Genomic DNA, 23,132 nt, shown 5'->3' on the forward strand with positions numbered 1-23,132 from the left:
GGCGAAGTAGCCCCTCTCCCCGACCTTCTGGCCAGACGTTCCCTCCTGAAGGGAGAGGGCGAGGGGAGAGGTTCCGCTTATCGCACCAGGAAAGGCGAAGCCCCCTCTACGACACCGGTCTCGCTGACGTATCGCTTCCAATGCTCGATCAGCTCCGCCAGCTTGCCCGGCTGGCTGTCAGCGAGGTCGTGGATCTCGCCCGGGTCGCGGGCCAGGTCGTAGAGCTGCCAGGTGGCCGGGCCCACCGGGGCCGGCAGGTACACCGCCTTCCAGTCGCCCTGGCGGATCGCACGCATGCCGAACAGCTCCCAGCCGGTCACGGTGTTCTCGTCGTGGGCCGCCTCGGTCTCGCCGGAAAGCCAGCCCAGCCAAGACCTGCCGCGCGGCTCGGCGATCTCGCGGCCGCGCCAGCGCTTGCCTGGGTGGCGGACACCGGCGAGGTCGAGGAGGGTCGGGGTGACGTCCATCACCGTGGCGAAGGCATGGCTGATCGCACCCTGCCGGCTTAGCCGCGGGTAGCGCACCAGCGCTGGCACGCGAATCCCGCCCTGGGTGGTGAACGCCTTGTACAGGCGCGATGGTGCGGTGGCCGCCTGGGCCCAGCGCGGGCCATACCAGACGTAGGAATTGGCGCGGCCGATGTTTTCCAGGCTGTTGTCGTAGTGCCGGTCGAGAAAGCCCAGCAGGTCCGGGCCGAATTTCGGGAACGCCTCCAGCAGGGCGCCTTCGGCGCCGTTGTCGGACATGAACAGGACGAAGGTGTTGTCCAGCTCGCCCTGCCGGCGCAGGTAGTCCACGACCCTGCCGATGTTCCAGTCCATGCGCTCGACCATCGCCGCGTAGACCTCCATCGCCCGCGCCGACTTAGCCCGTTCCTCGTCCTCCAGGGCCTCCCACTCGCGGGTCAGGGCGAGCACCGGATGGGCTTCGACGTCCGCTTCCACCAGGCCCAGCTCCTTGAGCCGGGCCAGGCGTTCCTGGCGCAGCGCTTCTGGACCGGCGTCGTAGCGACCGCGGTACTTCTCGACGATCTCCCGCGGCGCTTGCAGCGGCCAGTGCGGCGCGGAGAACGGCAGGTAGGCGAAGAACGGCCGGCTCTGGTCGCGCTCCTTGAGGTATTGCAGCAGCTTGTCGCCGAAGGCGTCGGAGGAATAGAAGCCCTCCGGCAGCGTGTCGAGGTAGCGCTCGTCTTCCACGTAGAGCGCTGGCGTACCCTTGAGGATGCGCGGAGTGCTTTCGTCGTAGGGCGGCTCGAAACCATAGTGGTTGGCGGCGCCCGGCAGCAGCGAGAGGGAACGCTCGAAACCGCGTGCATGGGGCGTCTGTTCCGGCTTCAGACCGAGGTGCCACTTGCCGGCCATGAGGGTCTGGTAGCCGGCCTCGCGGAGCAGCTCCGGCAGCGCCACCACGCGCTCGTTGAGATGCCCTTCGTAACCCGGCTTGCCTTCCAGTTCCGGGGTCAGCGCCTCGGCCATGGTGCCGATCCCGGCGATGTGGTGGTCGGTGCCGGTGAGCAGCATCGAGCGGGTCGGCGAGCAGGTCGAGGCGGTGTGGAAGTCGGTCAGGCGCAGGCCGGCGATGGCCAGGGCGTCGAGGTTCGGCGTGGCGATCTCGCCGCCGAAGGCGCCGATATCGGAGAAGCCCAGGTCGTCGGCGACGATCACCAGGAAGTTGGGGCGTTTGCTCATGCGCGGGTCTCGTCTGGATGGGAGGAGAAGGTGGGGCCCTCGCCCCCGCCCTTCCCGCAGGGGGAAAGGGCCAGGGCAAGGGGCTTTTCAGCAAGCGAGGAATTCGAAGGGCAGGTTTTCCACCCGTCGCGGCGGCGGCGCGACGTACTCGCCGTCGGCGGTCAGTTCGTGCAGCAGCGCTTCGCGCTGGCGCAGGAAGTCGAAGCCACCGCGCTCGCGCGGATGCGCCAGGCCCACCTCGACCACCCGCCTGATCCGCCCCGGACGCGGCTCCATCACCACCACCCGGTCGGCCAGGTAGAGCGCTTCCTCGACGTCGTGGGTGACCAGCAGGGTGGTGATACGGGTGCGCCGGCGGATCGCCAGCAACTCTTCCTGCAACTGCTGGCGGGTCAGTGCGTCGAGGGCGCTGAACGGCTCGTCGAGCAGCAGCAGGCGCGGGCTGGCCACCAGGCCACGGGCGATCGCCACGCGCTGGGCCATGCCGCCGGACAACTGGTGCGGGTAGGCACGCTCGAAGCCGTGCAGGCCGACCAGGCGGATGTATTCGTCGATCCGCGCCGCCTTGTCGGTTTCGCCAAGGGCTTCGTTGACCAGGCCGAGGGCGACGTTCTGCTGCACCGTCAGCCAGGGGAACAGGCGGTGCTCCTGGAACACGATGCCGCGTTCGCCGCCGATGCCGGCGATTGGCCGGCCGTCGACGCGGATCTCGCCGTCGTAGTCGCGGTCCAGGCCGATCAGCAGGCGCAGCAGGGTCGACTTGCCGCAGCCACTGGCGCCGACGATGGCGATGAACTCGCCCTCGCCGATCTCCAGGTCGAACTGCTGGATCGCTTCCAGTCGCCGGCCGTCCACGGCGAAGTGCTTGCGCACCTGGCGGAAGCTGACCAGCGGGGTGCCCGTGGCGGGCGCGGTGAATGCGTTCATGCGTGTCTCCAGCGCGTGGCGCGCGCTTCGATGCGTTGGCCGAGGGCATTGAGCAGGGCGCCGGTGAGGCCGACCAGGAGCATGCCGGCGCCGATCAGGTCCATGCGGAACAATTGCTGGGCGCCGATCATCAGGCTGCCGATGCCGCCGTCGGAGGGCATGAAGTACTCGGCGCCGATGGTTCCCAGCCAGGCGTAGATCAGCGCCAGGCGCAGGCCGGCGAACACCGACGGGGCGGCACCCGGCAGGACCAGCCGGAGCAGCCGTCGCCAGGGACCCAGGCGCAGCACCCGGGCCGCCTCGCCGAGGCTCGGCGGCAGGCTGGCGATGCCGCGCTGGGTGGCCAGCAGCAGCGGGAAGAAGGCGGCGATTGCGACGAACGTCAGCTTGGCCGGTTCGCCCAGGCCGAACCAGGCGGTGAGCAGCGGTACCCAGGCGAAGATCGCCACCTGCCGCAGTGCCGCGAAAGTGGGGCCGAAGAAGCGTTCCGCCGGGCGCCACAGGCCGAGCAGCAGGCCGCCGAGGAAACCCAGGCCGCCGCCCAGCAGGAGCCCGCCGAGCGTGCGCTTCAGGCTGTCGAACAGGGCGCCTGGGAGGCTGCCGTCGAGCGCTCCGCTCCAGGTCGCCCGCGCCACTTCCAGAGGGCTGGCGAGGATCGCCGGATCGACCCATTCGGCGCTGCTCGCCGACTGCCACAGGAGCAGCAGCGCCAGCGGCGGCAGCCACACCTGCAGGCGCTGCCAGCCGCGTCCCGGCGGGCGCCGGCGGAATTCGCCGGTGGCGGCTTGCGGCCAGTGCAGCAGGCGGCGGTCGAGCCACTGGATGGCGCGGTCCATGCCCACCCCGACCAGGCCGATGATGAGGATGCAGACGAACACGATGTCGAGCATGAACAGTTGCCGGCCCTGCACCATCAGGTAGCCGATACCCTCGCTGGAAGCCAGCAACTCGACCGCCAGCAGCGAGGTCCAGCCCTGCGCCAGGGCCAGGCGCAGCCCGGTGAGGAAGGCCGGCAGCGCCGCCGGCAGGATCAGCCGCCAGACCAGCAGGCGTGGCGGCAGGCGCAGTACTGCGGCGGCTTCGCGCAGCTTGGGCTGGGCGTCGCGCACGCCGACCAGGGTATGGATGGTCACCGGCACCACGACCGCTTTCACCAGCACCACCAGCTTGAGCAGTTCGCCGATGCCGAAGAACAGCATGAACAGCGGGATCCAGGCCAGCGTGGGGATTTGCGCGAGGGCGCTGAAGGTGGGGAAGACCAGGCGCTCGGCACGCGGACTGAAGCCCAGCCAGGCGCCTAGCGCGGCGCCGCTGGCGACCCCGGCGAGCAGGCCCCAGGCCAGGCGCCGCAGGCTGATCGCCAATTCGCTCCAGAGTTCGCCGGCGAGCAACTCGCGGGCGCTCTGCCAGACCAGCTCGGGAGTTGGCAGCACCTGGGCCGACATCCAGTGGCGATGGCTGGCGACCCACCACAGCAGCGCCAGCCCGAGCGGCAGCAACCAGGGCAGCAGGCCGTCCCCCAGGCGCCGGGCGAAAGCCGCGGAGGGCGGCGGCGCCAGGCGCGGCAGGGGCCGGCTCCAGGCGGGCGAAAGGGTTTTATCGATATTCTTCATGGGAATATAAATCGCCGAATCAATGCATTTTTTCGCTAAGAAGGGCCATTTAAAGAAAGGCACCAGGCAGCGGCAAATGCATTTGGAGAATATTTTCCATGCTCTGGCTGCATATGACGCGGAGAGGCCCGTGCGGCCTGTCATACTGCTTTTGGTTATAAAAAAATGAATTTTTATTATTTATTTTCGAGGCGCCGCTGTGCATAGCTAGCCGCACACCCGCTCCCGGCGGGAATCCCTCTCTTCCCGTTCCAAGGAGCCGCCCCATGAAAGCGCTTACGTCTTCCCTGCTCGGTCTGTTCGCCGCGCCTGTGCTCGCCGGCCTGCTCGGTGCCTACGTGCCGCTGGCGAGCGCCGCTCCGCCGAAGGAAATCCGCATCGCGGTGCCGGACGTCAGCGCCGGCAGTTCGCACTCGGGCGGCGGCGTGGTCGACGTGCTCTACACCCGCCAGTTGCTGGAGAAGGAGTTCGCCAACGACGGCATCGCGGTGAAATGGAGCTTCTTCAAGGGCGCCGGCCCGGTGGTCAACGAAGCGTTCGCCAACGGCCAGGTGGACTTCGCCTACCTCGGCGACCTGGCGGCGATCATCGGCAAGTCCGGAGGCCTGGACAGCCGCCTGCTGGCCGCTACCGCGCGAGGGGTCAACCACTATCTCGGCGTGCAGCCGGGCTCCGGGATCAAGACCCTGGAGGATCTCAAGGGCAAGCGCGTAGGCATCTTCCGTGGCACCGCCAGCCAGTTGTCGTTCGACAATGCCCTGGCCAGCGTCGGTCTCAGCGAGAAGGACCTGAAGGTGATCAACCTCGATTTCAGCGCCGCCCTGTCCGCCCTCGCAGCCAGGCAGATCGAAGCCACCTGGGGCCTGGCCGGACTGTTCGCCCTGCGCGACCGCGGGCTCGCGGAAATTCCGCTGAGCACCCGCGACCTGAACGGCGCCGGCACCCTGCAGGCGCTGCTGGTCGGCTCCGGAGCCTTCGTCGATGCCCATCCGGACATCACCGAGCGGCTGCTCAAGGTGCAGTTGCAGGCCCAGGACTGGCTGGCCCGCGAGGAGAACCGCGACGCCTACATCGAACTGGTGTCGAAGCAGGCCAGCTACCCGGTGGTGATCCTGCAGAGCGAGTACCGTGGCCGCAAGCTGGGCGACGCCCTGTCGCCGCGCCTGGACGCCGATTTCCTTGGCCGGCTGGATGCTTCGATCCAGGCGGCCAAGCGTTTCGGCCTGATCCGTCGCGAATTCAGCGCCGAGCAGTGGGCCGCGCCGGAACTGCTGGAGGCGGCCGGCAAGCTGGCGAAGGCCAAGGCCGTGGCGCAAGCGGCGGAGTGACGCCGCGCCGCGGCCCGGGGCGTCACCAGATCGAGCGGGAGTAATCGACGACCAGCCGGGTTTCGTCGATGTCGCCGTCGAGATAGCTCGCGTTGCCCCGGTGCCAGGCCTGCGAGGCGCGCAGCGCGAGGCCGGCGAGGGGGCCCGCCTTGACCCGATAGGCGAAGCCGAGGTCGCTTTCCCGGTGCCGCCCGTCACGCCCGTAGAGTCCGGCGTAGATGCTCTCGGCGGCACTGCTGGCGCTGGCCCCGGCACGGCCGCGGGCATGCAGCGCATGCAGGCTGAGCCCAGGCAGGCCGAGCGCGCCGAGGTCCAGGTCATAGCGTAATTGCCAGGAACGCTCGCCCGGTCCGTTGAAGTCGGAGTAGCCCACCGAGTTGGCCAGTACCATGGACGCGCTGGAGCGCCCGTCGCCGAAGGCCATGTAGTCGAACGGCTGCTCGCCATGGACACGCTGGTAGGCCAGGGTGATGCGCTGCGGCCCCTGTTCGTAGCCCAGGGCCAGGGAGCTGGCCAGGGTGTCGATGCGGCCGAAGCGGCTCTGGCCGCTGTCGCGGGTGCGGTAGGCGTCGAGGTCGACCCGCAGCGCGCGCTCCCCGCCCAGCGGCTGGCGATGGCTGGCGCCGAAATAGGCCTGCTGCCAGATGTCGTCGAAGCGCGAGGCGTAGAGCGACAGTTGCAGCCGCTCCGTGGCCTGCCATTGACCGCCGAGGAAGCCGACCGCGTCGAGGCGCACCGGATAGGCGCCGAGGCGTCCGTAGACGGTGCTGATGTCGCCGCGGACCTTGGATTCGCCGGGGCCGGAGGCGGCGGTGAAGCGCCCGCCCTCGAGCAGCAGCCCGTCGAACGAGCGGTCCTCCAGCAGCAGGCCGTAGGCCATGCCGGCCAGCGTGCGGTTGCTGCTGGCGGCGAACACCGGCGCGCTGGTGGTGGTCTGGCCGTACTTCAGGCGGGTTTCGCCGTGGCGTAGCCTGAGGGCGCCACCGACCTTGCCGTAGCGATGGTCGGGATGGCCGTCGGCGCCGACCGGCAGGTTGCCGGTGCCGGTGCGGCCGCCGCCGCTGTCCAGTTGCAGGCCGAGCATGGCATGGGCGTCGAGGCCGAAGCCGAGGCTGCCCGGCGTGTAGCCGGAGGCGAACTGGAGGCGCAGGCCCTGGGTGGCTTCCTCGCGGTAGCCGTTGCGCTCGCTCCTGGGCTTGAAGCGGTTGCGCCCGGCGTTGTTCGGGCTGTCGCGGTAGTCGCGGTTGAAGTAGTAGGTGCGAGCGAGGAACTGCAGTTCGCTGTCCTCGACGAAGCCCCCATCCCCGGCCGTCGCGGCCGCCCCTTCGGAAAGCGTGCCGGCGACCAGGCCGGCGAATACAGCGCGTCTGAGATTTTGCATTTATTGTTTTCTCCCACCTGAGTGCCAGGTGGGCGCAGTCTCGGAAGTCGCTCCGCAGGCCGCTTGTGTTTCCCTGCCTCGGCTTTTGCCGGGGCCTGCCATTGGCAGGGGCTGGCATGTGCAACGGCAGGCCGGGTCAAGCATTTCGGAAGTCACCGACGGAGAGTGTGGCGTCGGCCGTCATCCGCAACGGCCGTGGGTGGGAGCCTAGGCTCCCGATGCAACCTCGCCTCAGGGAATACGCTTCATGAACAACAAGACCCTATGCCCTTCGCTCTTGCTCTGCCTTTCGCTGCTTGCACCGCTGTCTTGTCTCGGGGAGACCGCCGCCGCGCCCTATCCGCTGGCCCACCCACCGCGCCTGGCCGACTACCTCCCGCCGCCGCCGGCGGCGGACTCGGCTGCGGCCGTCGCCGATCTCGGCGCGGTGCTGGAGGCGCAACGCCTGCGCACGCCCGAACAGGTACGCCGGGTACGCGCCCACGACCAGTGGGAGGACAACGTCTTCCCCTTCGCCGGCGACCTGCTGGGCGCCTCGTTCGACAAGGAACGCCTGCCGCTGACCCGGAGTTTCTTCAACCGCGCCCAGGAAAACCTGGTCGAGGTGCTGATGCCGGCGAAGAAGCACTTCGCCCGCCCGCGTCCCTACGAAGTGACACCGAAGGTGAAGCCGGTGCTGCCGCCGCCGGAGGGGGAGTCCTATCCCAGCGGCCACACCATGGACAGCTACTTCAAGGCCTCGCTGCTGAGCATGCTGGTGCCGGAGCATCACGATGCGTTCTTCGCCCGCGCCGAGGAGCATGCGCAGAGCCGTGTGCTGGCCGGCGTGCACTTCCCCAGCGACCTGGAAGGCGGGCAGACCGCCGCCGCGGCGCTGGTGGCGAGCCTGCTGGCCGATCCGGCGGTGGCCGCCGACTTCGCCGCGGTGCGCGAGGAGCTGCGCGGCGCGCTGGGGTTGCCGAAACTCCAGTAGAGGAAGGGAAACCGCGCGGCGGCTCAGGCCGCCGCGTGTTGCGCCTGGTCCAGTTCCACCAGCGTCTCGATCATCGCCTTGGCCGCTGCCGAAAGCCGGTAGCCGCTGCGGCTGATGATGCCGCAGCGGGCGCTGAGGCTATCCAGGTTCTGCGGCAGGTTGCGCCACTGTAGCGGTTGCAGTTCGCCGCGCTGCAGGTAGGGGCGCAGGGTCTCGTCGCTGGCGATGCCGATGGCGTCGGTCTGGCGGACGATACGGATCAGCGCGTGCATGTTCTCGCAGCGGATGTTGGCGGCGAAGTCGATCTTGCCGCTGAGGTTCGCCAGCAGCTTGCGGATGCCCGGGGGAATCAGGGTCGAGGCCAGCGGGTAGTTGAACAGGTCGTTGGTGGACAGGCTGTCCTTGCCCAGCAGCGGATGTTGCGGACGGCAGAAGAACTGGCCGCGGCGCGGGGTCAGCGGGCGCGTCTGGAAGTTCGGGTCGGCCTCGAAGTCGCGGATGTCGGCGACGAAGAATTCGATCTCTTCGCGGAGCAGGGCGCGGCTGAGCTTTTCCCAGTTGTCCACGTCCAGGCTGATCTGCACCCGCGGGTGGCGGTTGATGAAGTCGGCCACCGCGTCCGGCACCAGTTGCTGGGCCGGCGCCGGCCCGCTGCCGAAGCGCAGCTCGCCGGCATCCAGCTTGTTCAACTGGGCGATCTCGTGGATCAGGTTGGCCGACCCCTGCACCAGGCTCAGCGCGTGTTGCAGCACAACCTGGCCTTCCGGCGTCGGGCGCAGGTCCTTGCTGCCACGGTCCACCAACTGACAGCCAAGCTCCTGCTCCAGCCCCTGGATGCTGCGGCTGAAGGCCGGCTGGGTGATGCCCATGGCGTCCGCCGCGCGGACGAAACTGCGGTGTTCGGCGAGGGCGATGAAGTAACGCAGTTGGCGCAGATCCATGATGCTTTACCGGCATTGGAAATATTGGACAAAGGCATTTGCCGTTCGGGATGTGCTGGTTTTAAATGCAAGCTCTTATTCCGTCAACAAAGAACAAATTAGAAAAATATGCGATTTAGTAATAAGCATAGATAGACCCCAGGAGCTGAACATGGTCCACCGTGCCTTTGCCGCCCCACCTCCGCCGTTCCGAATGCCCTTCCGCGTCGCCGGCGGCTGTCGCCCCTGACAGTCGCCCGGGGCTGAGCCGTCCGCCGGCCCCCTTCGAACCTTTCGCCAGATCGCTGCCTTGCGCGGCATGGCCGCCTGCTGCCTGCGTCCGGCTGCGCCGGAACCGAGGACATTCACGATGAAGCACCACTACCGCTTGCCGCTCCGCCGAACGCCGCCCGGCGGCTCCGACTACGCCCTGGCCCTGCTGCTCGCCCTCGGCGGTGCGTTGCCGGCCAGTGCCGCCGATGCTCCCGCGCCCGCCGAGGAAGCGCCGCCGCTGGCCAGCAGCGTCCCGGACAAGGCCGATACGGCCCTGGGCAAGGTCACTGTCACCGCGCGTCGCCGCGAGGAGGATTCGCAGAAGGTACCGACGCCGATCACCGTGCTCGGCGGCGAGACTCTCGAGGCCCAGCGCATCTCCCGGGTGCAGGACCTGCAGCAGGTGCTGCCCAGCGTCAATGTCGCCTACATCCATGCGCGGCAGTCGAGCGTCGCCGTGCGCGGCATCGGCAACAACCCCGCCAGCGACGGCCTGGAAGGCAGCGCCGGGATCTACCTCGACAACGTCTACCTGGGACGTCCGGGAATGGCCGTGTTCGACCTGCTGGACATCGAGCAACTGGAGCTGCTGCGCGGTCCGCAGGGCACCCTGTTCGGCAAGAACACCACCGCCGGGGTGCTGAACATCAGCACCCGCGCGCCGACCTTCACTACCGAGCGTACCGTCGAGGTCTCCGGCGGGCAGGATGGCTACTTCCAGGGCCGCGGCACGGTTTCCGGGCCGCTCGGCGAAACCCTCGCCGGACGCCTCTCGGCCTATCGCACCCGCGACGACGGCTACATCAAGAACATCCACGACGACAACTATCTCAACGGCGGCGAGCGCCAGGGCGCGCGCGGGCAATTGCTGTTCGAGCCGAACGAGGACTTCAGCCTGCGCTGGATCGCCGACTACAACGAGGAGGATTCGAGCAACGGCAGCATGGTGGTCTACGGCGCCGCCGAGCGTTTCTGGCAGCGCGCCGCGCTGGTCGGCGCTTCGCCGTTGCGCGATCCGCAGCGCAGGAAGGTCAACATCAACGGCCGCCAGCACGTCAGCGTGCACCAGGGCGGCAGCTCGCTGGAGGCCAACTGGATCCTCGCCGGCGGCTACCGCCTGACCTCCATCAGCGCCTACCGCTACTGGCACTTCACCCCGGCCAACGACGAGCAACTGAACGTCTCGGCGATCAACGACACCGGGGTGGAAGTGCACGACCGGCAGTTCTCCCAGGAGATCCGCCTGGCCTCGCCCACCGGCGGTGCCTTCGACTACGTGGTGGGCGCCTACGCGTTCAGGCAGAACCTCGGCAACAAGACCTTCACCTCCTACGGACCGTTGGCCGACCTGTACCTGCTCGGCGCCAATCTCGGCGCGCTGAACGACACCTACTCGAAGGCCAACGGCAAGATCGAGACCGACAGCTTCGCGCTGTTCGCCCAGGGCACCTGGCACCTCACCGAACGCCTGGACTTCACCGCCGGCCTGCGTGGTACCTACGAGGAGAAGAACGCCAAGGTCGAGCGCTTCGCTCCGCTGGGCGGCGCGGCGGTCGGCGGGGTCGGCGCGGCGGTGCGCAACGGCCAGCTCGGCGCCTACGATTCCGGCGATCTCAGCCAGTACAACTTCGCCCCTTCGGCGTTGCTCAGCCTCAGCTACCAGTTCAGCGACGACCTGCTCGGCTACGCCAGCCTGTCCCACGGCGAGAAGTCCGGCGGGGTCAACCTGGCGGTGGGCAGCGCACCGAGCGCCGGCGCCGATTCGCTGCTGGTCGGACCGGAGCGCGCCAACGACGCCGAGCTGGGCCTGAAGAGCACGCTCTTCGACCGGCGCCTGCTGCTCAACGCCAACCTGTTCTGGACCGGCATCCACGGCTACCAGGCCACCACCCTGTACCAGGCGCCGGGCTCGACCCAGTTGGTGCAGGTGCTGGCCAACGCCGGCAGCGTGCGCTCGCGTGGTCTGGAGTTCGAGGCCACCGCGCTGCCGTTGCGCGGCCTGACCCTGAACTTCAACGGCTCCTATAACGACGTCACCTACCTGTCGTTCAAGGATGCCCCGTGCCCTGCGGAAGTCAGCACCCGGCCCGGCGCGCCGAGCAGTTGCGACCTCACCGGGCAGCGCGTGGTCGGCGCCTCGAAATGGATCGCCAATCTCAATGGCGAATACCAGTGGCGCCTCGACGACCGCTTCCAACCCTACGTCAGCGCCAGCTACGCCTACCGCTCCGCCGCCGAGGGCACGCTGGACAACTCCGACCTTTCGAAGATCGACGGCTACGCCCTGGTGAACCTCGCCGCCGGTCTGCGCAGCGATCTCGGCGACGGCCAACTGGACACCTCGGTATGGCTGAAGAACGCCTTCGACAAGGACTACTACCTGAGCGCCTTCGCCAGCATCAACGGCTCCTACACCGCATCGGTGGGGCAGCCGCGCACGCTCGGCGTATCGCTGCGCTACGACTTCTGAGCCTTCACCCACGCAGTACCCCACGCATGAGGAACATGACATGAGCAATGCAGCACAAGCCCTCGCCACGCCGGTACGGCTCGACATCCGGCCGGTCGCCGGACGGATCGGCGCGGAGATTCGCGGCGTGACCCTGTCCGGCGAACTGGACGCCGCCACCGTCGAGGCGATCCAGGCCGCCCTGGTACGCCACAAGGTGATCTTCTTCCGGGACCAGAGCCATCTCGACGACCAGACCCAGGAGGCCTTCGCCCACTTGCTCGGCGAACCGGTCGCCCACCCCACCGTGCCGTCCCGCGAAGGCACCCGCTTCCTCCTCGAGCTGGATGGCGCCGAAGGCCGCCGGGCCAATTCCTGGCATACCGACGTGACCTTCGTCGAGGCCTACCCGAAGGCCTCGATCCTGCGCAGCGTGGTGGCCCCGGAGTCCGGCGGCGACACCGTCTGGGCCAACACGGCGAGCGCCTACGCCGACCTGCCGGCGGAGCTGCGCGAGCTGGCCGACCGGCTCTGGGCGGTGCACAGCAACGAGTACGACTACGCCGGGGTCAAGCCCAGCGCCTCGGTGGAGCAGTTGGAGAACTACCGCAAGGTGTTCACCTCGACCGTCTACGAGACCGAGCACCCGGTGGTCCGCGTGCATCCGCAAAGCGGCGAGCGGACGCTGCTCCTCGGCCACTTCGTGAAACGCCTGAAGGGTCTTTCGCAGCATGACTCGGCGCACCTCTTCGCGGTGCTGCAGGGGCACGTCACGCGCCTGGAGAACACCGTGCGCTGGCGCTGGCAGGCCGGCGACGTGGCGATCTGGGACAACCGCGCGACCCAGCACTACGCGATCGACGACTACGGCGACCAGCCGCGCGTGGTGCGCCGGGTGACCCTCGGCGGCGACGTGCCGGTAGGCATCGACGGGCAACGCAGCCGGACGATCCGGAAGGCATGACGGACCCGGCCCTCTCCTCGCCGGGGAGGGCGACCACAGGCAGAACGAACCCGCGAGGACCCCTTACATGAGCCAATCCGCCACCGCCCGGCAACCCGAACCCGAGGTCGCCGAGGCATTCCGCATCACCCCCCTGGAGGCGCCGCTGGGCGCCGAAGTCCGTGGCCTCGACGCGCGCCGGCCGCTGGCGCCGGAGCAGGTCCTGGCGCTCAAGCAGGCGCTGCGCGAGCACCACATCCTGGTGTTCCGCCAGCAGCACCTCGACGATGAGCAGTACTTGCGCTTCGCCACCCTGTTCGGCTCGGTGTTCCAGCCGCCGGCGGACATCCCGGTGCTGTCCTCGGGTGGCGACGGCAAGGTGCCGGACATCGTCAAGGTGGCCAACACCGGCGACGGCGAACTGGGCAACTTCGCCCTGCCGGCACACATCGACCACCAATGGACGCCGGTGCCGTCCTCCGGCTCGTTCCTCTACGCACTGGAGGTGCCGTCCAGTGGCGGCGAGACGCGCTTCACCAACCTGGCGCGCGCCTACGAGAGCCTCGACGAGGCGACCCGGCGCGAGATCGATGGCCTGCGCCTGATCAACTACAACCCCTTCATCCGCCTGCACGAGGGCGGCTACGGCGGCGGTTTCGCCACCTACCGCACGCCGGACATCGAACCGATCCAGGGCAGCGAGCACCCGCTGGTACGCACCCACCCGGAAAGCGGCCGGCGCGTACTGTTCCTCAGCGCCCACACCGAGGTGGAGATTCCCGGCTACGACCCCGCGCGGGGCCAGGCGCTGATCGGTCGCCTGCGCGAACATCTGGCGCGCCCGGAACTGAGCTACAGCCACGCCTGGTCGGTGGGCGACATCGTCTGGTGGGACAACCAGGCCGTGCTGCATGCGCGCAACGCCTTCCCGGCCAGCGAGCGGCGGCGCCTGAAGCGCATCAGCCTGGCGGGCAGCCGTCCGTTCTGAGCCGGCATCCCCCAGCGTGCGCCGGCTCCTCCGTTGCCGACCGGCGTAGGTCGCTGCGCGCCGCTCTGGCGAGCCCCTTCCGTTCCGGCGAATAGCTAGCAGAACTGCGACATGCTGTCGCAGTTCTGCCATTTCTCCGCGTCTATCCTGCCCATAGGGCAATTCACCTTTGGTCTAACGAGCTGGCCTGCAGCGCCCATGGAAAGGCGATCCTGACTTTGTAGTCAAAGTTTTGCTTTGCTACTTTGGCCAGGCATCAGGGATTGCTGATACAGCGTATTAAAAACATTAATTACCCCGGCATTCCGCGGCGCTGGCAGGATATTTTCCCGTCGAAACCGTAGCGGCTTGACCTGATAGCCGGTCATTCACGGCAGGGATGTCATATTCTCGCGCGGGCTTCCCCGGATAGGCTGCACGCCAGTCAGGACGCGCCCGGCGGTGATGGGCGGGAATTGTTGGTCGGTTTATGACTTGTAGTTTCTCTGTCGTATGCCTTCAGAACTTGTTGAAGGCTTTTCGGCTCGATTGCACAATGCCGCGCCAAGGTTCGTTCGCGAATCGCGGTATGTGAGCTAGACCTCCGCAGCCGGTGCGCCATCCGCAGTGCCCCGGACTACTCGACAATCACGCAGGAGATTCGTGAGTGCAGATCGGTGTCCCCCTCGAGACCCATGCCGGTGAGACGCGGGTTTCCGCCACCCCGGAAACCGTCAAGAAGCTGATCGGCCAAGGCCACCAGGTGATCGTCCAGAGCGGCGCCGGCGTCAGCGCCAGCCAGCCGGACAGTGCCTATGAAGCCGCCGGCGCGACGATCGGCAGCGCCGCCGAGGCCTTCGGCGCCGACCTGGTGCTGAAGGTGGTCGCGCCCAGCGCCGCCGAGCTGGCCCAGATGAAAAGCGGCGCCGTGCTGGTCGGCATGCTCAACCCCTTCGACAACGAGAACATCGCCCGCATGGCCGAGCGCGGCATCACCGCCTTCGCCCTCGAGGCCGCGCCGCGTACCTCGCGGGCGCAGAGCCTGGACGTGCTCTCCTCGCAGGCCAACATCGCCGGCTACAAGGCGGTGATGCTCGCCGCCAACCACTACCCGCGCTTCATGCCGATGCTGATGACCGCCGCCGGCACCGTGAAGGCCGCCCGCGTGCTGATCCTCGGCGCCGGCGTCGCCGGCCTGCAGGCGATCGCCACGGCCAAGCGCCTGGGCGCGGTGATCGAGGCTTCCGACGTGCGTCCGGCGGTGAAGGAGCAGATCGAGTCGCTCGGCGCCAAGTTCGTCAACGTGCCCTACGAGACCGACGAAGAGCGCGAGTGCGCCGAAGGCGTCGGCGGCTACGCGCGGCCGATGCCGGCCTCGTGGATGGAGCGCCAGGCCAAGGCCGTGCACGAGCGCGCCAAGCAGTCGGACATCGTCATCACCACCGCGCTGATCCCCGGCCGCAAGGCGCCGACGCTGCTGCACGAGGCGACCGTGGCGGAGATGAAGCCGGGCTCGGTGGTCATCGACCTGGCCGCCGCCCAGGGCGGCAACTGCCCGCTGACCGAGGCCGACCAGGTCGTGGTCCGGCACGGCGTGACCATCGTCGGCCACAGCAACCTGGCCGCGCTGGTACCGGCGGACGCCTCGGCGCTATACGCGCGCAACATCCTCGACTTCCTCAAGCTCACCCTGAACGCCGAAGGCTTCAGCGTGAACCTCGAGGACGACATCGTCGCCGCCTGCCTGATGTGCCGCGACGGCCAGGCGGTGCGCAAGAACGGCTGAGCCGCTGCGTCGGGAAGCTTCGATAACGATAAATGCGCACGCCTCGCGCCTGCGCCCTGAAGACCGGTGAAAACGATGGATATCATTTCTGACGGGATCTACAACCTGATCATCTTCGTGCTGGCCGTGTACGTCGGCTACCACGTGGTATGGAACGTCACCCCTGCCTTGCACACCCCGCTGATGGCGGTGACCAACGCGATTTCCGCGATCGTCATCGTCGGCGCCATGCTCGCCGCCGCCCTGACCGTGACCCCGCTGGGCAAGGCCATGGGCACCCTCGCCGTGGCCCTGGCCGCGGTCAATGTGTTCGGTGGCTTCCTGGTCACCCGGCGCATGCTGGAAATGTTCAAGAAGAAAGCGCCGAAGGCGGGGGGCCACTGATGAGCATGAACCTGGTCACCCTCCTGTACCTCATCGCCTCGGTCTGCTTCATCCAGGCCCTGAAAGGCCTGTCGCACCCGACCACCTCGCGCCGCGGCAACCTCTTCGGCATGGTCGGCATGGCCATCGCCGTGGCCACCACCGTCGGCCTGGTGTTCAAGCTGGGCGCGGAGATCGCCACCACCGGCGTCGGCTACATCGTCGTCGGCCTGCTGGTCGGCGGTACCGCCGGCTCGATCATGGCCAAGCGCGTCGAGATGACCAAGATGCCCGAGCTGGTCGCCTTCATGCACAGCATGATCGGCCTGGCCGCGGTGTTCATCGCCATCGCAGCGGTGGTCGAGCCGCAGTCGCTGGGGATCGTCGCGCACCTGGGCGACACCATTCCCACCGGCAACCGCCTGGAGCTGTTCCTCGGCGCGGCCATCGGCGCCATCACCTTCTCCGGTTCGGTGATCGCCTTCGGCAAGCTCTCCGGCAAGTACAAGTTTCGCCTGTTCCAGGGCACCCCGGTGCAGTTCTCCGGGCAGCACCTGCTGAACCTGGTGCTCGGCCTGGCAACCCTCGGCCTGGGCCTGGTGTTCATGTTCACCGGCAACCTCACCGCCTTCGCCGTGATGCTGGCGCTGGCCTTCGTCCTCGGCGTGCTGATCATCATCCCCATCGGCGGCGCCGACATGCCGGTGGTGGTGTCGATGCTCAACTCCTATTCCGGCTGGGCCGCGGCGGGTATCGGCTTCTCGCTGAACAACTCGATGCTGATCATCGCCGGCTCGCTGGTCGGCTCTTCGGGCGCGATCCTCTCCTACATCATGTGCAAGGCGATGAACCGCTCGTTCTTCAACGTCATCCTCGGCGGCTTCGGCGCCGAAGCCGACGCCGGCGGCCCGGCGGGCTCCAAGGAGCAGCGTCCGGTGAAGTCCGGTTCGGCCGACGATGCCTCGTTCCTGCTGACCAACGCCGACAGCGTGATCATCGTCCCCGGCTACGGCCTGGCGGTGGCCCGCGCCCAGCACGCGCTGATGGAACTGGCGGAGAAGCTGACCCATCGCGGGGTCACCGTGAAGTTCGCCATCCACCCGGTCGCCGGGCGCATGCCGGGGCACATGAACGTGCTGCTGGCCGAGGCCGAGGTGCCCTACGAGCAGGTGTTCGAGATGGAGGACATCAACTCCGAGTTCGGCCAGACCGACGTGGTCCTGGTGCTCGGTGCCAACGACGTGGTCAACCCGGCGGCGAAGAACGATCCGAAGTCGCCCATCGCCGGCATGCCGATCCTCGAGGCCTACAAGGCCAAGACCGTGATCGTCAACAAGCGCTCCATGGCCAGCGGCTACGCCGGCCTGGACAACGAGCTGTTCTACCTGGACAAGACCATGATGGTGTTCGGCGACGCCAAGAAAGTCATCGAAGACATGGTCAAGGCGGTGGAGTGATTCCCCGCTGAGTCCACCAGAACCCCGGCCCAGGCCGGGGTTTTTCGTTTTCGCGGGTTGTCCGCGCAGCGTTCTCCGCCGCTTCCAACGGCGAAAACACCAGCCTTTCAGGAATATTTTTCATGCCCGCAAGGCATGGGTTTTTCGTCGGATCGCTGTAGCCCGCCAACCACGCGGCCTGTGGCGACAGGGGCGAAACCCATAGCTCCAGAAGTTATTTCCATAACAAAAATAATTACTTCAGGCGCTAAGCCTCCTTGCCAATCATGCAACTCCCTGCGCCGCTAGGACTCCAGCACGGACCTGAGCGGCCATCGAGTTCGTCAGTGCAAGGAGCTTTTCATGGCAACACCCCAGCCCGTCGATGCCCGCACGCAGCCCTGGCGCGAGACGCCCGGCGGCGACCTGGTGGCGCTCGGTCGGCCGGTTCGCCAGGCGTTGCACCTGGTTCGCCACAACCCGGCACAGGGTCGGGTGCTCAGCCGGCGCGAGACGATCCTGCTGGTCCTGTTCGCCCTGACCCTGCACGGAGCGGTGATCCATTGGCTGAGCCAGCAGAGAACCCCGGCGCTGCCCGAGGTGCCGCCACAGGTGCCGCCGATGACCATCGAGTTCACCGCCCCGGCGCCGCCGGTGGTGGAACCGCCGCCGCCCGAGCCGTTGCCGCCGGTGGTCGAGGAACCGCCACCACCGGTGTTCGACGAGAACGCGGTGAAGCCGCCGCCGCCGAAGCCGGTGCCAAAGCCGAAACCCAAGCCCAAGCCGCAACCCCGGCCCAAGCCGGCGCCGAAGGCCGTCGAGCCGGCTCCGCCCGCGCCGCCGCAACCCGCCGCGCCACCCGCCCCGCCGGCGCCGGCCGCCGCCCCGGCGCCGCTGACGCCGCCGTCGGCGAACGCCGGCTACCTGCACAACCCGGCGCCGGAATACCCCGCCCTGGCCATGCGCCGCGGCTGGGAGGGCACCGTGCTGTTGCGGGTGCATGTCCTCGCCAGCGGCAGCCCGAGCGAGATCCAGGTGCAGAAGTCGAGCGGACGCGAAGCCCTCGACCAGGCCGCGGTGAAAGCGGTCAAGCGCTGGTCCTTCGTTCCCGCCAAGCGCGGCGACAAGGCCGAGGACGGCTGGGTCAGCGTACCGATCGATTTCAAGTTGAACTGAATCTGCAGCGTCACGAGGAGCATCCGTCATGAGTCTGTTAACCACCCCGCTCGAATCCGTCGAAGGCGCCGTCATCTGGCTGCTGGTCGGCTTTTCCGTGGTCACCTGGGGCCTGGCCCTGGTCAAGGGCGTGCAGTTCGCCCGGCAGAAGCGCCAGGACCGCCAGTTCCAGAAGCAGTTCTGGAGCGCCACCAGCCTCGACTCCGCCGGCGAGCAGGCGCAGGACAAGCAGGGCGCCGGCGCCCGCGTGGCCCAGGCCGGCTTCGCCGCGATCCAGGTGCAGGACAACGGCCAGCCCGACCTGGCCCAGTCGATCAACCACCAGGACCGTCTCGAACGCGCCCTGCGCCAGCAGATCCAGCGCGAGCGGCGTTCCCTGGAGTCGGGCCTGGCGGTGCTCGCCTCGATCGGCTCGACCTCGCCCTTCATCGGTCTGTTCGGCACCGTCTGGGGCATCATGGAGGCGCTCAAGGGGATCAGCGCGGCCGGCTCGGCGAGCCTGGAGACCGTGGCCGGGCCGATCGGCAGCGCGCTGATCGCCACCGGCGTGGGAATCGCCGTCGCGGTGCCGGCGGTGCTGGTCTACAACTACTTCCTGCGGCGCCTGAAGCTGACCGCCGCCGACCTCGACGACTTCGCCCACGACTTCTACAGCCTGGCGCAGAAGAGCGCGTTCCGCGTCATCGTCCATCCCACCGCCGCGCGCCAGGCCGGCAACCCCTCGCGCAACGTGAAGGAGGCGTCCTGACATGGCCTTCTCGACCCAGGACAGCGACGAAGTCCTTTCCGAAATCAACGTCACCCCGCTGGTCGACGTGATGCTGGTGCTGCTGGTGGTGTTCATCGTCACCGCGCCGCTGCTGACCAACTCGATCCCGATCAACCTGCCGAAGACCGAATCGGTGGCCCCGCCGGAGCAGAAGGATCCCCTGGTGGTGAGCATCGATGGCGCCGGCAAGCTGTTCGTCAACAAGGACGAGATCCAGCCGGAGCTGCTGGAGAGCAACCTGGCCGCGGCCAAGGCGAAGGACGCCGAGGTCCGCGTGCAGTTGCAGGCCGACGAAGGGGTGAACTACGGCCAGGTGGCGAAGGCCATGGCTTCCATCGAGCGCGCCGGGATCACCAGGCTGGCGGTGATCACCGCACGCTGAAGCGAATCCACGCCGTCCGGCGCAGGCCGGGCGGGCAACGGTTTCGACCGCTCCGATCCGGGCAGGGGAGAGCGGTCTTTTTTTTATTCCGGATGGACGCTCCTCGGGCGTATCCGCCGAGGCCGGGCTCGCGAATGCGTCGCGCACCCTGTCCGGCGCTCGCACGTCCCACGCCTGGGCGCTCAGGCCTGGCGTGCCGGCGCCTCCTGCTCCTTGGCGTCCTCCGTTCCTTCGACTTCCCATTCACCGGCCCAGTCCTCGCCGAACAGTTCGCTGGGATGCTGGGTGCGGCTGGCGCCGTTGCCGCAGCCCATAGATTCCGCCGAGCAATAGCGGTCGCAACCCCAGCAGATGCGCTCCGGATGGCTGGGATGGAGAGGAAATTTCTTGGCCATGATCCTGTCCCGATACCTGATGCCTGCGCTCAGGTATACCGCCGATGGCTTGCGCCGCCCAGGCGTTGCCGCGGAAAAGTGGCTTCGGCTTGCGCTGGATCAACTCGATTGGCATATATGTATTAATAGAATATTAAAATTGCTTTTTATTCCTTAGAGAAAAAAGGCTGCGCCCTTACACTTCCCTGGTGATGAATTTTTCTGGAGGGTTCTCCATGCACAGCGAACGCGTCCGTTATGTGTTGGTGCCCGGTTGGTACGGCTCGGAAGACGCCCATTGGCAAAGTCACTGGCAGCGCGCGCTGCCCAATGCCTCACGGGTCGAGCAACAGGACTGGATCACCCCGCTGCGCGCCGACTGGATCGCCGAGCTGGACGCCGAGATCCGCCGCCAGCCCGGGCCGGTGGTGCTGATCGCGCACAGCCTGGGTTGTGTGACAGTGGCGCTGTGGGCGGCCCAGGCCGAGCGCCGGGTGCGCGACCAGGTACGCGGCGCCCTGCTGGTGGCGCCGGCCGACGTCGAGCGCGAGAGCTGCGCCGAGGCGCTGCGCAACTTCGCGCCGATCAGCCGCGAGCCGTTGCCGTTCCCCAGCGTGCTGGTGGGTTCCGACAACGACCAGGCCTGCAGCCCGCAGCGCGCCATGCACCTGGCCCGCGCCTGGGGCGCGGAGACGGTGATCCTGCCCGAGGCCGGGCACATCAACGTGAAGTCCGGCCACGGCGCCTGGGAGGCCGGCTACCGACACCTGTTCCGCTTGCAGTACCTGATCGACAGCCAGGCTCGCCGCCGCGCCTGAGACCACTTCAGTTCGCCAGCAGCGGCGACGGCTGGCGCTCGAACCAGCGGCTGGCCCGCTCGTAGGCGTGGGCCAGTTGCAGTACCGCGAAGTCGGCCTGGTGCGGACCGATGATTTGCAGGCCCATCGGCAGTCCCTCGGCATTGAAGCCCGCCTGCACATTGGCCACCGGGCAGCCGGACAGGCTGCCGGGAACCACCACTTCCATCCAGCGGTGGTAGGTGTCCATTGCCACGCCTTCGATGCTGCGCGGCCAGGGGGTTTCCTTGGCGAAGGGAAATACCTGCGCGCTGGGCAGCAACAGGTAGTCGTAGCGCTCGAACAGCCGGCCGATGGCGCGATACCAGTCGCTGCGGATGACCGACGCGCGAAAGACCGCGTCGGCGCCCAGGCGCAGCCCGTTCTCCACCTCCCAGAGCGCTTCCGGCTTCAGCAGGGCACGCTTCGCCGGATCGGCATGCACGCCGCCGAGCGAGCCGGCCACCAGCCAGTGGCGCAAGGTGCGCCAGCATTCCCAGAGGCGCTCCGGGGCGAAGCCGAGGTTCGCTTCTTCGATCTCGCAGCCGAGGCTGCGGAAATCGCCTAGCGCGCGCTGGCACAGTTGGAGGATGCCGTCCTGCATAGGCAGGTAGCCATCGAGGTCGCCCAGCCAGCCCAGCCGGATGCCTTCGAAATCGCGCTCCAGCGGAGCGGCGAACCGCGCGCCGGGTTCGGCGATGGATAGCGGCGCGCGGCGATCGGCGCCAGCCTGCACCGAGAGCAGCAGGGCGGTGTCGCGCACGCTGCGGCCCATCGGGCCTTCGTAGCCGAGCTGGTCGAAGAACAGGTCGGCGCTGTCGTCGAACGGTACGCGGCCTTGGGAAGGGCGGAAGCCGATGACGTTGTTGAAGGCCGCCGGGTTGCGCAGCGAGCCCATCATGTCGCTGCCGTCGGCCACCGGTACCAGGTGCAGCGCGAGGGCAGCGGCGGCTCCGCCGCTGCTGCCGCCGGCGCTGAGGCGTTCGTCGTAGGCGCAGGCGGTGGCGCCGAACAGCGGGTTGTAGGTCTGCGAGCCGAGGCCGAACTCGGGGGTATTGGTCTTGCCGATGAGAATCGCGCCGGCGGCCCTGATCCGCTCCACCATGATCCCGTCGCGCTCGGGAATGTAGTCGCGGTACAGCGGCGAGCCGAGGGTGGTGCGGATGCCACGGGTCAGCGACAGGTCCTTGATGGCATGTGGCAGACCGTGCATCCAGCCACGCCATTCGCCACGGGCGAGTTCGCCGTCGCGCGCGTCCGCCTCTTCCAGCAGGCGTTCCGCCGGCAGCAGGCTGACCAGGGCGTTGACCCGTGGGTTGAAGCGCTCGATATGCGCCAGGTAGGCCTGCATCACCTCGCGGCAGGACACCTGGCGCAGGCGGATGCGTTCGGCAAGCTGGTGGGCCTGGAGCAGGACCAGCTCGTTGATCGGAGGGTTGGGCTTCATCGGGGTCGGGCCTTGGCAGTCGAGAAGGGGCGCCCCTGTGCCAGGGGCGCGAAACGGCGCTGCGCTCAGCGCATCAGGTTGGTCCACAGGCGGTCGGCGAGGCGGATCGCGTCTTCGCCGCAGGTCTGGCTGAACACCACGCGGGTACCGGCGGGGACGTGCAGCTCCGGGGCGTCCTTGAGACTGGCGTCGAGGTAGGGCTCGACGCCCTTCACCGGGCTCTGGTGCTTGAGGAAGTTCTGGGTCAGCGCGGCGTTCTCCGGCTGGGCGAGGAAGGCGATGAAGCGCCGCGCGTTGTCCGGGTTGCGGCTGCCGCGCGGGATCACCAGGTTGTCCACCCAGGCCAGCACGCCTTCCTTCGGATACAGGTACTTCAGGCTCGGCTTGAGTTCGCGCGCACGCATCGACGAGCCGCCCCAGAACATCGACATGTCCACCTCGCCCGCGGCGAGGTTCTCGCGGATCGAGCCGGCCTTGGAGCTGTAGGTCTTGACGAAGGGTTTCTGCGCCTTGAGCAGTTCGAGGACGCGCTGCATCTGCTTCGGGTCCGCGCTACAGAGCGGGATGCCCAGGTACAGGCTGGCCATGTCGACCACCTCGCTCACCGAGTCGAACATGTTGATCCGCCCGCGCAGCTCTTCCGGCGGCTGGTAGAGCACCGCGTAGCTGTCGGCCGGGCCGGCGTAGCGCGCGCCATCCAGCACCACGCTGGTGGTGCCCCAGATGAAGGGCACGCTGTAGGCGCCCTCCGGGTCCCAGGCGGGCTTCTTCAGGTTGTCGAGCAGGTTGGCGTAGTACGGCTCGGCGGCCGGGTCGAAGCGCTCGAGCAATGCTTCCTTGACCAGGATCGGAACGAACTGCTGCGAAGGAATCGCCACGTCGTAGCCGGCGCCGCCCTGCTTGAGCTTGGCCAGCAGGGTTTCGTTGGAGTCATAGGAGTCCACCGTGACGCGGATGCCGCTTTCCTTCTCGAATTTCTCCAGCAACTGCGGCGAGAAGTAGCCGCTCCAGCTGACCACGTTGAGTTGCCCGGCGGCCTGGGCGCTGCCGCCCAGGGCCAGGGTGAGGCCGAGGCCGATGCTTGCGATCCGTTGATGCATG

Annotated in this window: 20 protein-coding genes; 12 read left to right on the forward strand and 8 right to left on the reverse strand. The window is 67.9% G+C overall.

Features of this window, described 5'->3' with window-relative positions; translation table 11 throughout:
- Positions 1-77: 77 nt before the first annotated feature.
- From atsA to JHD77_RS26570, 3 genes are all read right to left on the reverse strand, one after another.
- Entirely contained in the window at positions 78-1,688 is a 1,611-nt protein-coding gene (gene atsA / locus JHD77_RS26560; RefSeq protein ID WP_191519389.1) for an arylsulfatase AtsA, read from the reverse strand.
- A gap of 87 nt (positions 1,689-1,775) precedes the next feature.
- Complete coding sequence (locus JHD77_RS26565) at positions 1,776-2,615, reverse strand: ABC transporter ATP-binding protein (RefSeq protein ID WP_003117229.1); 840 nt, start codon at positions 2,613-2,615, stop codon at positions 1,776-1,778.
- Positions 2,612-4,228, reverse strand: coding sequence for an ABC transporter permease (locus tag JHD77_RS26570; protein WP_003106694.1), 1,617 nt, complete (start codon positions 4,226-4,228; stop codon positions 2,612-2,614). Before JHD77_RS26570 ends, JHD77_RS26565 begins: the two co-directional genes overlap by 4 nt.
- A gap of 266 nt (positions 4,229-4,494) precedes the next feature.
- Between JHD77_RS26570 and JHD77_RS26575 the strand changes: the two genes are divergently transcribed.
- Positions 4,495-5,556 carry an ABC transporter substrate-binding protein gene (locus tag JHD77_RS26575; RefSeq protein ID WP_191519390.1) on the forward strand — a complete coding sequence of 354 codons (1,062 nt, stop codon included), beginning with the start codon at positions 4,495-4,497 and terminating at the stop codon, positions 5,554-5,556.
- 22 nt (positions 5,557-5,578) lie between these two features.
- Here the strand turns inward: JHD77_RS26575 and JHD77_RS26580 are convergent, their stop codons facing one another.
- Positions 5,579-6,937 (reverse strand): OprD family porin, encoded by a 1,359-nt coding sequence (locus JHD77_RS26580; RefSeq protein ID WP_003142446.1) that lies wholly within the window; start codon positions 6,935-6,937, stop codon positions 5,579-5,581.
- A 247-nt stretch (positions 6,938-7,184) separates the two neighbouring features.
- Here JHD77_RS26580 and JHD77_RS26585 point away from each other — a divergent pair, with 247 nt between their 5' ends.
- Positions 7,185-7,910, forward strand: coding sequence for an acid phosphatase (locus JHD77_RS26585; protein ID WP_003083962.1), 726 nt, complete (start codon positions 7,185-7,187; stop codon positions 7,908-7,910).
- 23 nt (positions 7,911-7,933) lie between these two features.
- Here JHD77_RS26585 and JHD77_RS26590 read toward each other — a convergent pair whose 3' ends face one another.
- Positions 7,934-8,851 (reverse strand): LysR family transcriptional regulator, encoded by a 918-nt coding sequence (locus JHD77_RS26590; protein WP_003083964.1) that lies wholly within the window; start codon positions 8,849-8,851, stop codon positions 7,934-7,936.
- A gap of 349 nt (positions 8,852-9,200) precedes the next feature.
- Here JHD77_RS26590 and JHD77_RS26595 point away from each other — a divergent pair, with 349 nt between their 5' ends.
- The 9 genes from JHD77_RS26595 to JHD77_RS26635 all read left to right on the forward strand — a co-directional run bounded on the left by JHD77_RS26595 (position 9,201) and on the right by JHD77_RS26635 (position 19,374).
- Positions 9,201-11,573 carry a TonB-dependent receptor gene (locus JHD77_RS26595; protein ID WP_031689087.1) on the forward strand — a complete coding sequence of 791 codons (2,373 nt, stop codon included), beginning with the start codon at positions 9,201-9,203 and terminating at the stop codon, positions 11,571-11,573.
- Between the two features lie 40 nt (positions 11,574-11,613).
- The gene (locus tag JHD77_RS26600; protein WP_003112660.1) at positions 11,614-12,516 is read left to right on the forward strand and encodes a TauD/TfdA dioxygenase family protein; all 903 of its coding nucleotides are present in this window, start codon (positions 11,614-11,616) and stop codon (positions 12,514-12,516) included.
- A gap of 67 nt (positions 12,517-12,583) precedes the next feature.
- Positions 12,584-13,483, forward strand: coding sequence for a TauD/TfdA dioxygenase family protein (locus JHD77_RS26605; protein ID WP_023083875.1), 900 nt, complete (start codon positions 12,584-12,586; stop codon positions 13,481-13,483).
- Between the two features lie 646 nt (positions 13,484-14,129).
- Entirely contained in the window at positions 14,130-15,248 is a 1,119-nt protein-coding gene (locus tag JHD77_RS26610; RefSeq protein WP_191519391.1) for a Re/Si-specific NAD(P)(+) transhydrogenase subunit alpha, read from the forward strand.
- A gap of 75 nt (positions 15,249-15,323) precedes the next feature.
- On the forward strand, positions 15,324-15,632 hold the full coding sequence (locus tag JHD77_RS26615) for an NAD(P) transhydrogenase subunit alpha (RefSeq protein ID WP_003083974.1): 309 nt from the start codon (positions 15,324-15,326) through the stop codon (positions 15,630-15,632).
- Positions 15,632-17,068, forward strand: coding sequence for an NAD(P)(+) transhydrogenase (Re/Si-specific) subunit beta (locus tag JHD77_RS26620; protein WP_003083975.1), 1,437 nt, complete (start codon positions 15,632-15,634; stop codon positions 17,066-17,068). The genes JHD77_RS26615 and JHD77_RS26620 overlap by 1 nt, the downstream gene beginning before the upstream one ends.
- Before the next feature lie 342 nt (positions 17,069-17,410).
- Positions 17,411-18,223, forward strand: a complete 813-nt coding sequence (locus tag JHD77_RS26625) for an energy transducer TonB (protein WP_191519392.1) — start codon at positions 17,411-17,413, stop codon at positions 18,221-18,223.
- A gap of 28 nt (positions 18,224-18,251) precedes the next feature.
- A complete protein-coding gene (locus JHD77_RS26630) occupies positions 18,252-18,971 on the forward strand; it encodes a MotA/TolQ/ExbB proton channel family protein (RefSeq protein ID WP_003123822.1) in 720 nt (239 codons plus the stop codon).
- A 1-nt stretch (position 18,972) separates the two neighbouring features.
- A complete protein-coding gene (locus JHD77_RS26635; RefSeq protein WP_003106175.1) occupies positions 18,973-19,374 on the forward strand; it encodes an ExbD/TolR family protein in 402 nt (133 codons plus the stop codon).
- Between the two features lie 182 nt (positions 19,375-19,556).
- On the opposite strand, the gene JHD77_RS26640 is transcribed toward JHD77_RS26635, so the two are convergent.
- A complete protein-coding gene (locus tag JHD77_RS26640; protein ID WP_003111981.1) occupies positions 19,557-19,769 on the reverse strand; it encodes a DUF3079 domain-containing protein in 213 nt (70 codons plus the stop codon).
- Between the two features lie 215 nt (positions 19,770-19,984).
- Here JHD77_RS26640 and JHD77_RS26645 point away from each other — a divergent pair, with 215 nt between their 5' ends.
- Entirely contained in the window at positions 19,985-20,566 is a 582-nt protein-coding gene (locus JHD77_RS26645) for an alpha/beta hydrolase (RefSeq protein WP_003106176.1), read from the forward strand.
- 7 nt (positions 20,567-20,573) lie between these two features.
- Here JHD77_RS26645 and JHD77_RS26650 read toward each other — a convergent pair whose 3' ends face one another.
- Positions 20,574-22,031: an amidase gene (locus tag JHD77_RS26650; protein WP_004346843.1), complete on the reverse strand. Its 1,458-nt coding sequence runs from the start codon at positions 22,029-22,031 to the stop codon at positions 20,574-20,576.
- 65 nt (positions 22,032-22,096) lie between these two features.
- Positions 22,097-23,131, reverse strand: a complete 1,035-nt coding sequence (locus JHD77_RS26655) for an ABC transporter substrate-binding protein (RefSeq protein ID WP_003106178.1) — start codon at positions 23,129-23,131, stop codon at positions 22,097-22,099.
- Position 23,132 lies beyond the last annotated feature (1 nt).

The sequence above is a fragment of the Pseudomonas sp. P20 genome, from assembly GCF_016463925.1.
Taxonomy (GTDB): Bacteria; Pseudomonadota; Gammaproteobacteria; order Pseudomonadales; family Pseudomonadaceae; genus Pseudomonas; species Pseudomonas aeruginosa.

Bases quoted from the DNA above. Each gene is read 5' to 3' on its own strand.
- JHD77_RS26645 (WP_003106176.1), top strand. From the start codon at position 19,985: ATGCACAGCGAACGCGTCCGTTATGTGTTGGTGCCCGGTTGGTACGGC.
- JHD77_RS26630 (WP_003123822.1), top strand. From the start codon at position 18,252: ATGAGTCTGTTAACCACCCCGCTCGAATCCGTCGAAGGCGCCGTCATC.
- JHD77_RS26625 (WP_191519392.1), top strand. From the start codon at position 17,411: ATGGCAACACCCCAGCCCGTCGATGCCCGCACGCAGCCCTGGCGCGAG.
- JHD77_RS26585 (WP_003083962.1), top strand. From the start codon at position 7,185: ATGAACAACAAGACCCTATGCCCTTCGCTCTTGCTCTGCCTTTCGCTG.
- JHD77_RS26635 (WP_003106175.1), top strand. From the start codon at position 18,973: ATGGCCTTCTCGACCCAGGACAGCGACGAAGTCCTTTCCGAAATCAAC.
- atsA (WP_191519389.1), bottom strand. From the start codon at position 1,688: ATGAGCAAACGCCCCAACTTCCTGGTGATCGTCGCCGACGACCTGGGC.
- JHD77_RS26565 (WP_003117229.1), bottom strand. From the start codon at position 2,615: ATGAACGCATTCACCGCGCCCGCCACGGGCACCCCGCTGGTCAGCTTC.
- JHD77_RS26570 (WP_003106694.1), bottom strand. From the start codon at position 4,228: ATGAAGAATATCGATAAAACCCTTTCGCCCGCCTGGAGCCGGCCCCTG.
- JHD77_RS26580 (WP_003142446.1), bottom strand. From the start codon at position 6,937: ATGCAAAATCTCAGACGCGCTGTATTCGCCGGCCTGGTCGCCGGCACG.
- JHD77_RS26620 (WP_003083975.1), top strand. From the start codon at position 15,632: ATGAGCATGAACCTGGTCACCCTCCTGTACCTCATCGCCTCGGTCTGC.
- JHD77_RS26600 (WP_003112660.1), top strand. From the start codon at position 11,614: ATGAGCAATGCAGCACAAGCCCTCGCCACGCCGGTACGGCTCGACATC.
- JHD77_RS26605 (WP_023083875.1), top strand. From the start codon at position 12,584: ATGAGCCAATCCGCCACCGCCCGGCAACCCGAACCCGAGGTCGCCGAG.
- JHD77_RS26595 (WP_031689087.1), top strand. From the start codon at position 9,201: ATGAAGCACCACTACCGCTTGCCGCTCCGCCGAACGCCGCCCGGCGGC.
- JHD77_RS26655 (WP_003106178.1), bottom strand. From the start codon at position 23,131: ATGCATCAACGGATCGCAAGCATCGGCCTCGGCCTCACCCTGGCCCTG.
- JHD77_RS26640 (WP_003111981.1), bottom strand. From the start codon at position 19,769: ATGGCCAAGAAATTTCCTCTCCATCCCAGCCATCCGGAGCGCATCTGC.
- JHD77_RS26615 (WP_003083974.1), top strand. From the start codon at position 15,324: ATGGATATCATTTCTGACGGGATCTACAACCTGATCATCTTCGTGCTG.
- JHD77_RS26575 (WP_191519390.1), top strand. From the start codon at position 4,495: ATGAAAGCGCTTACGTCTTCCCTGCTCGGTCTGTTCGCCGCGCCTGTG.
- JHD77_RS26590 (WP_003083964.1), bottom strand. From the start codon at position 8,851: ATGGATCTGCGCCAACTGCGTTACTTCATCGCCCTCGCCGAACACCGC.
- JHD77_RS26650 (WP_004346843.1), bottom strand. From the start codon at position 22,031: ATGAAGCCCAACCCTCCGATCAACGAGCTGGTCCTGCTCCAGGCCCAC.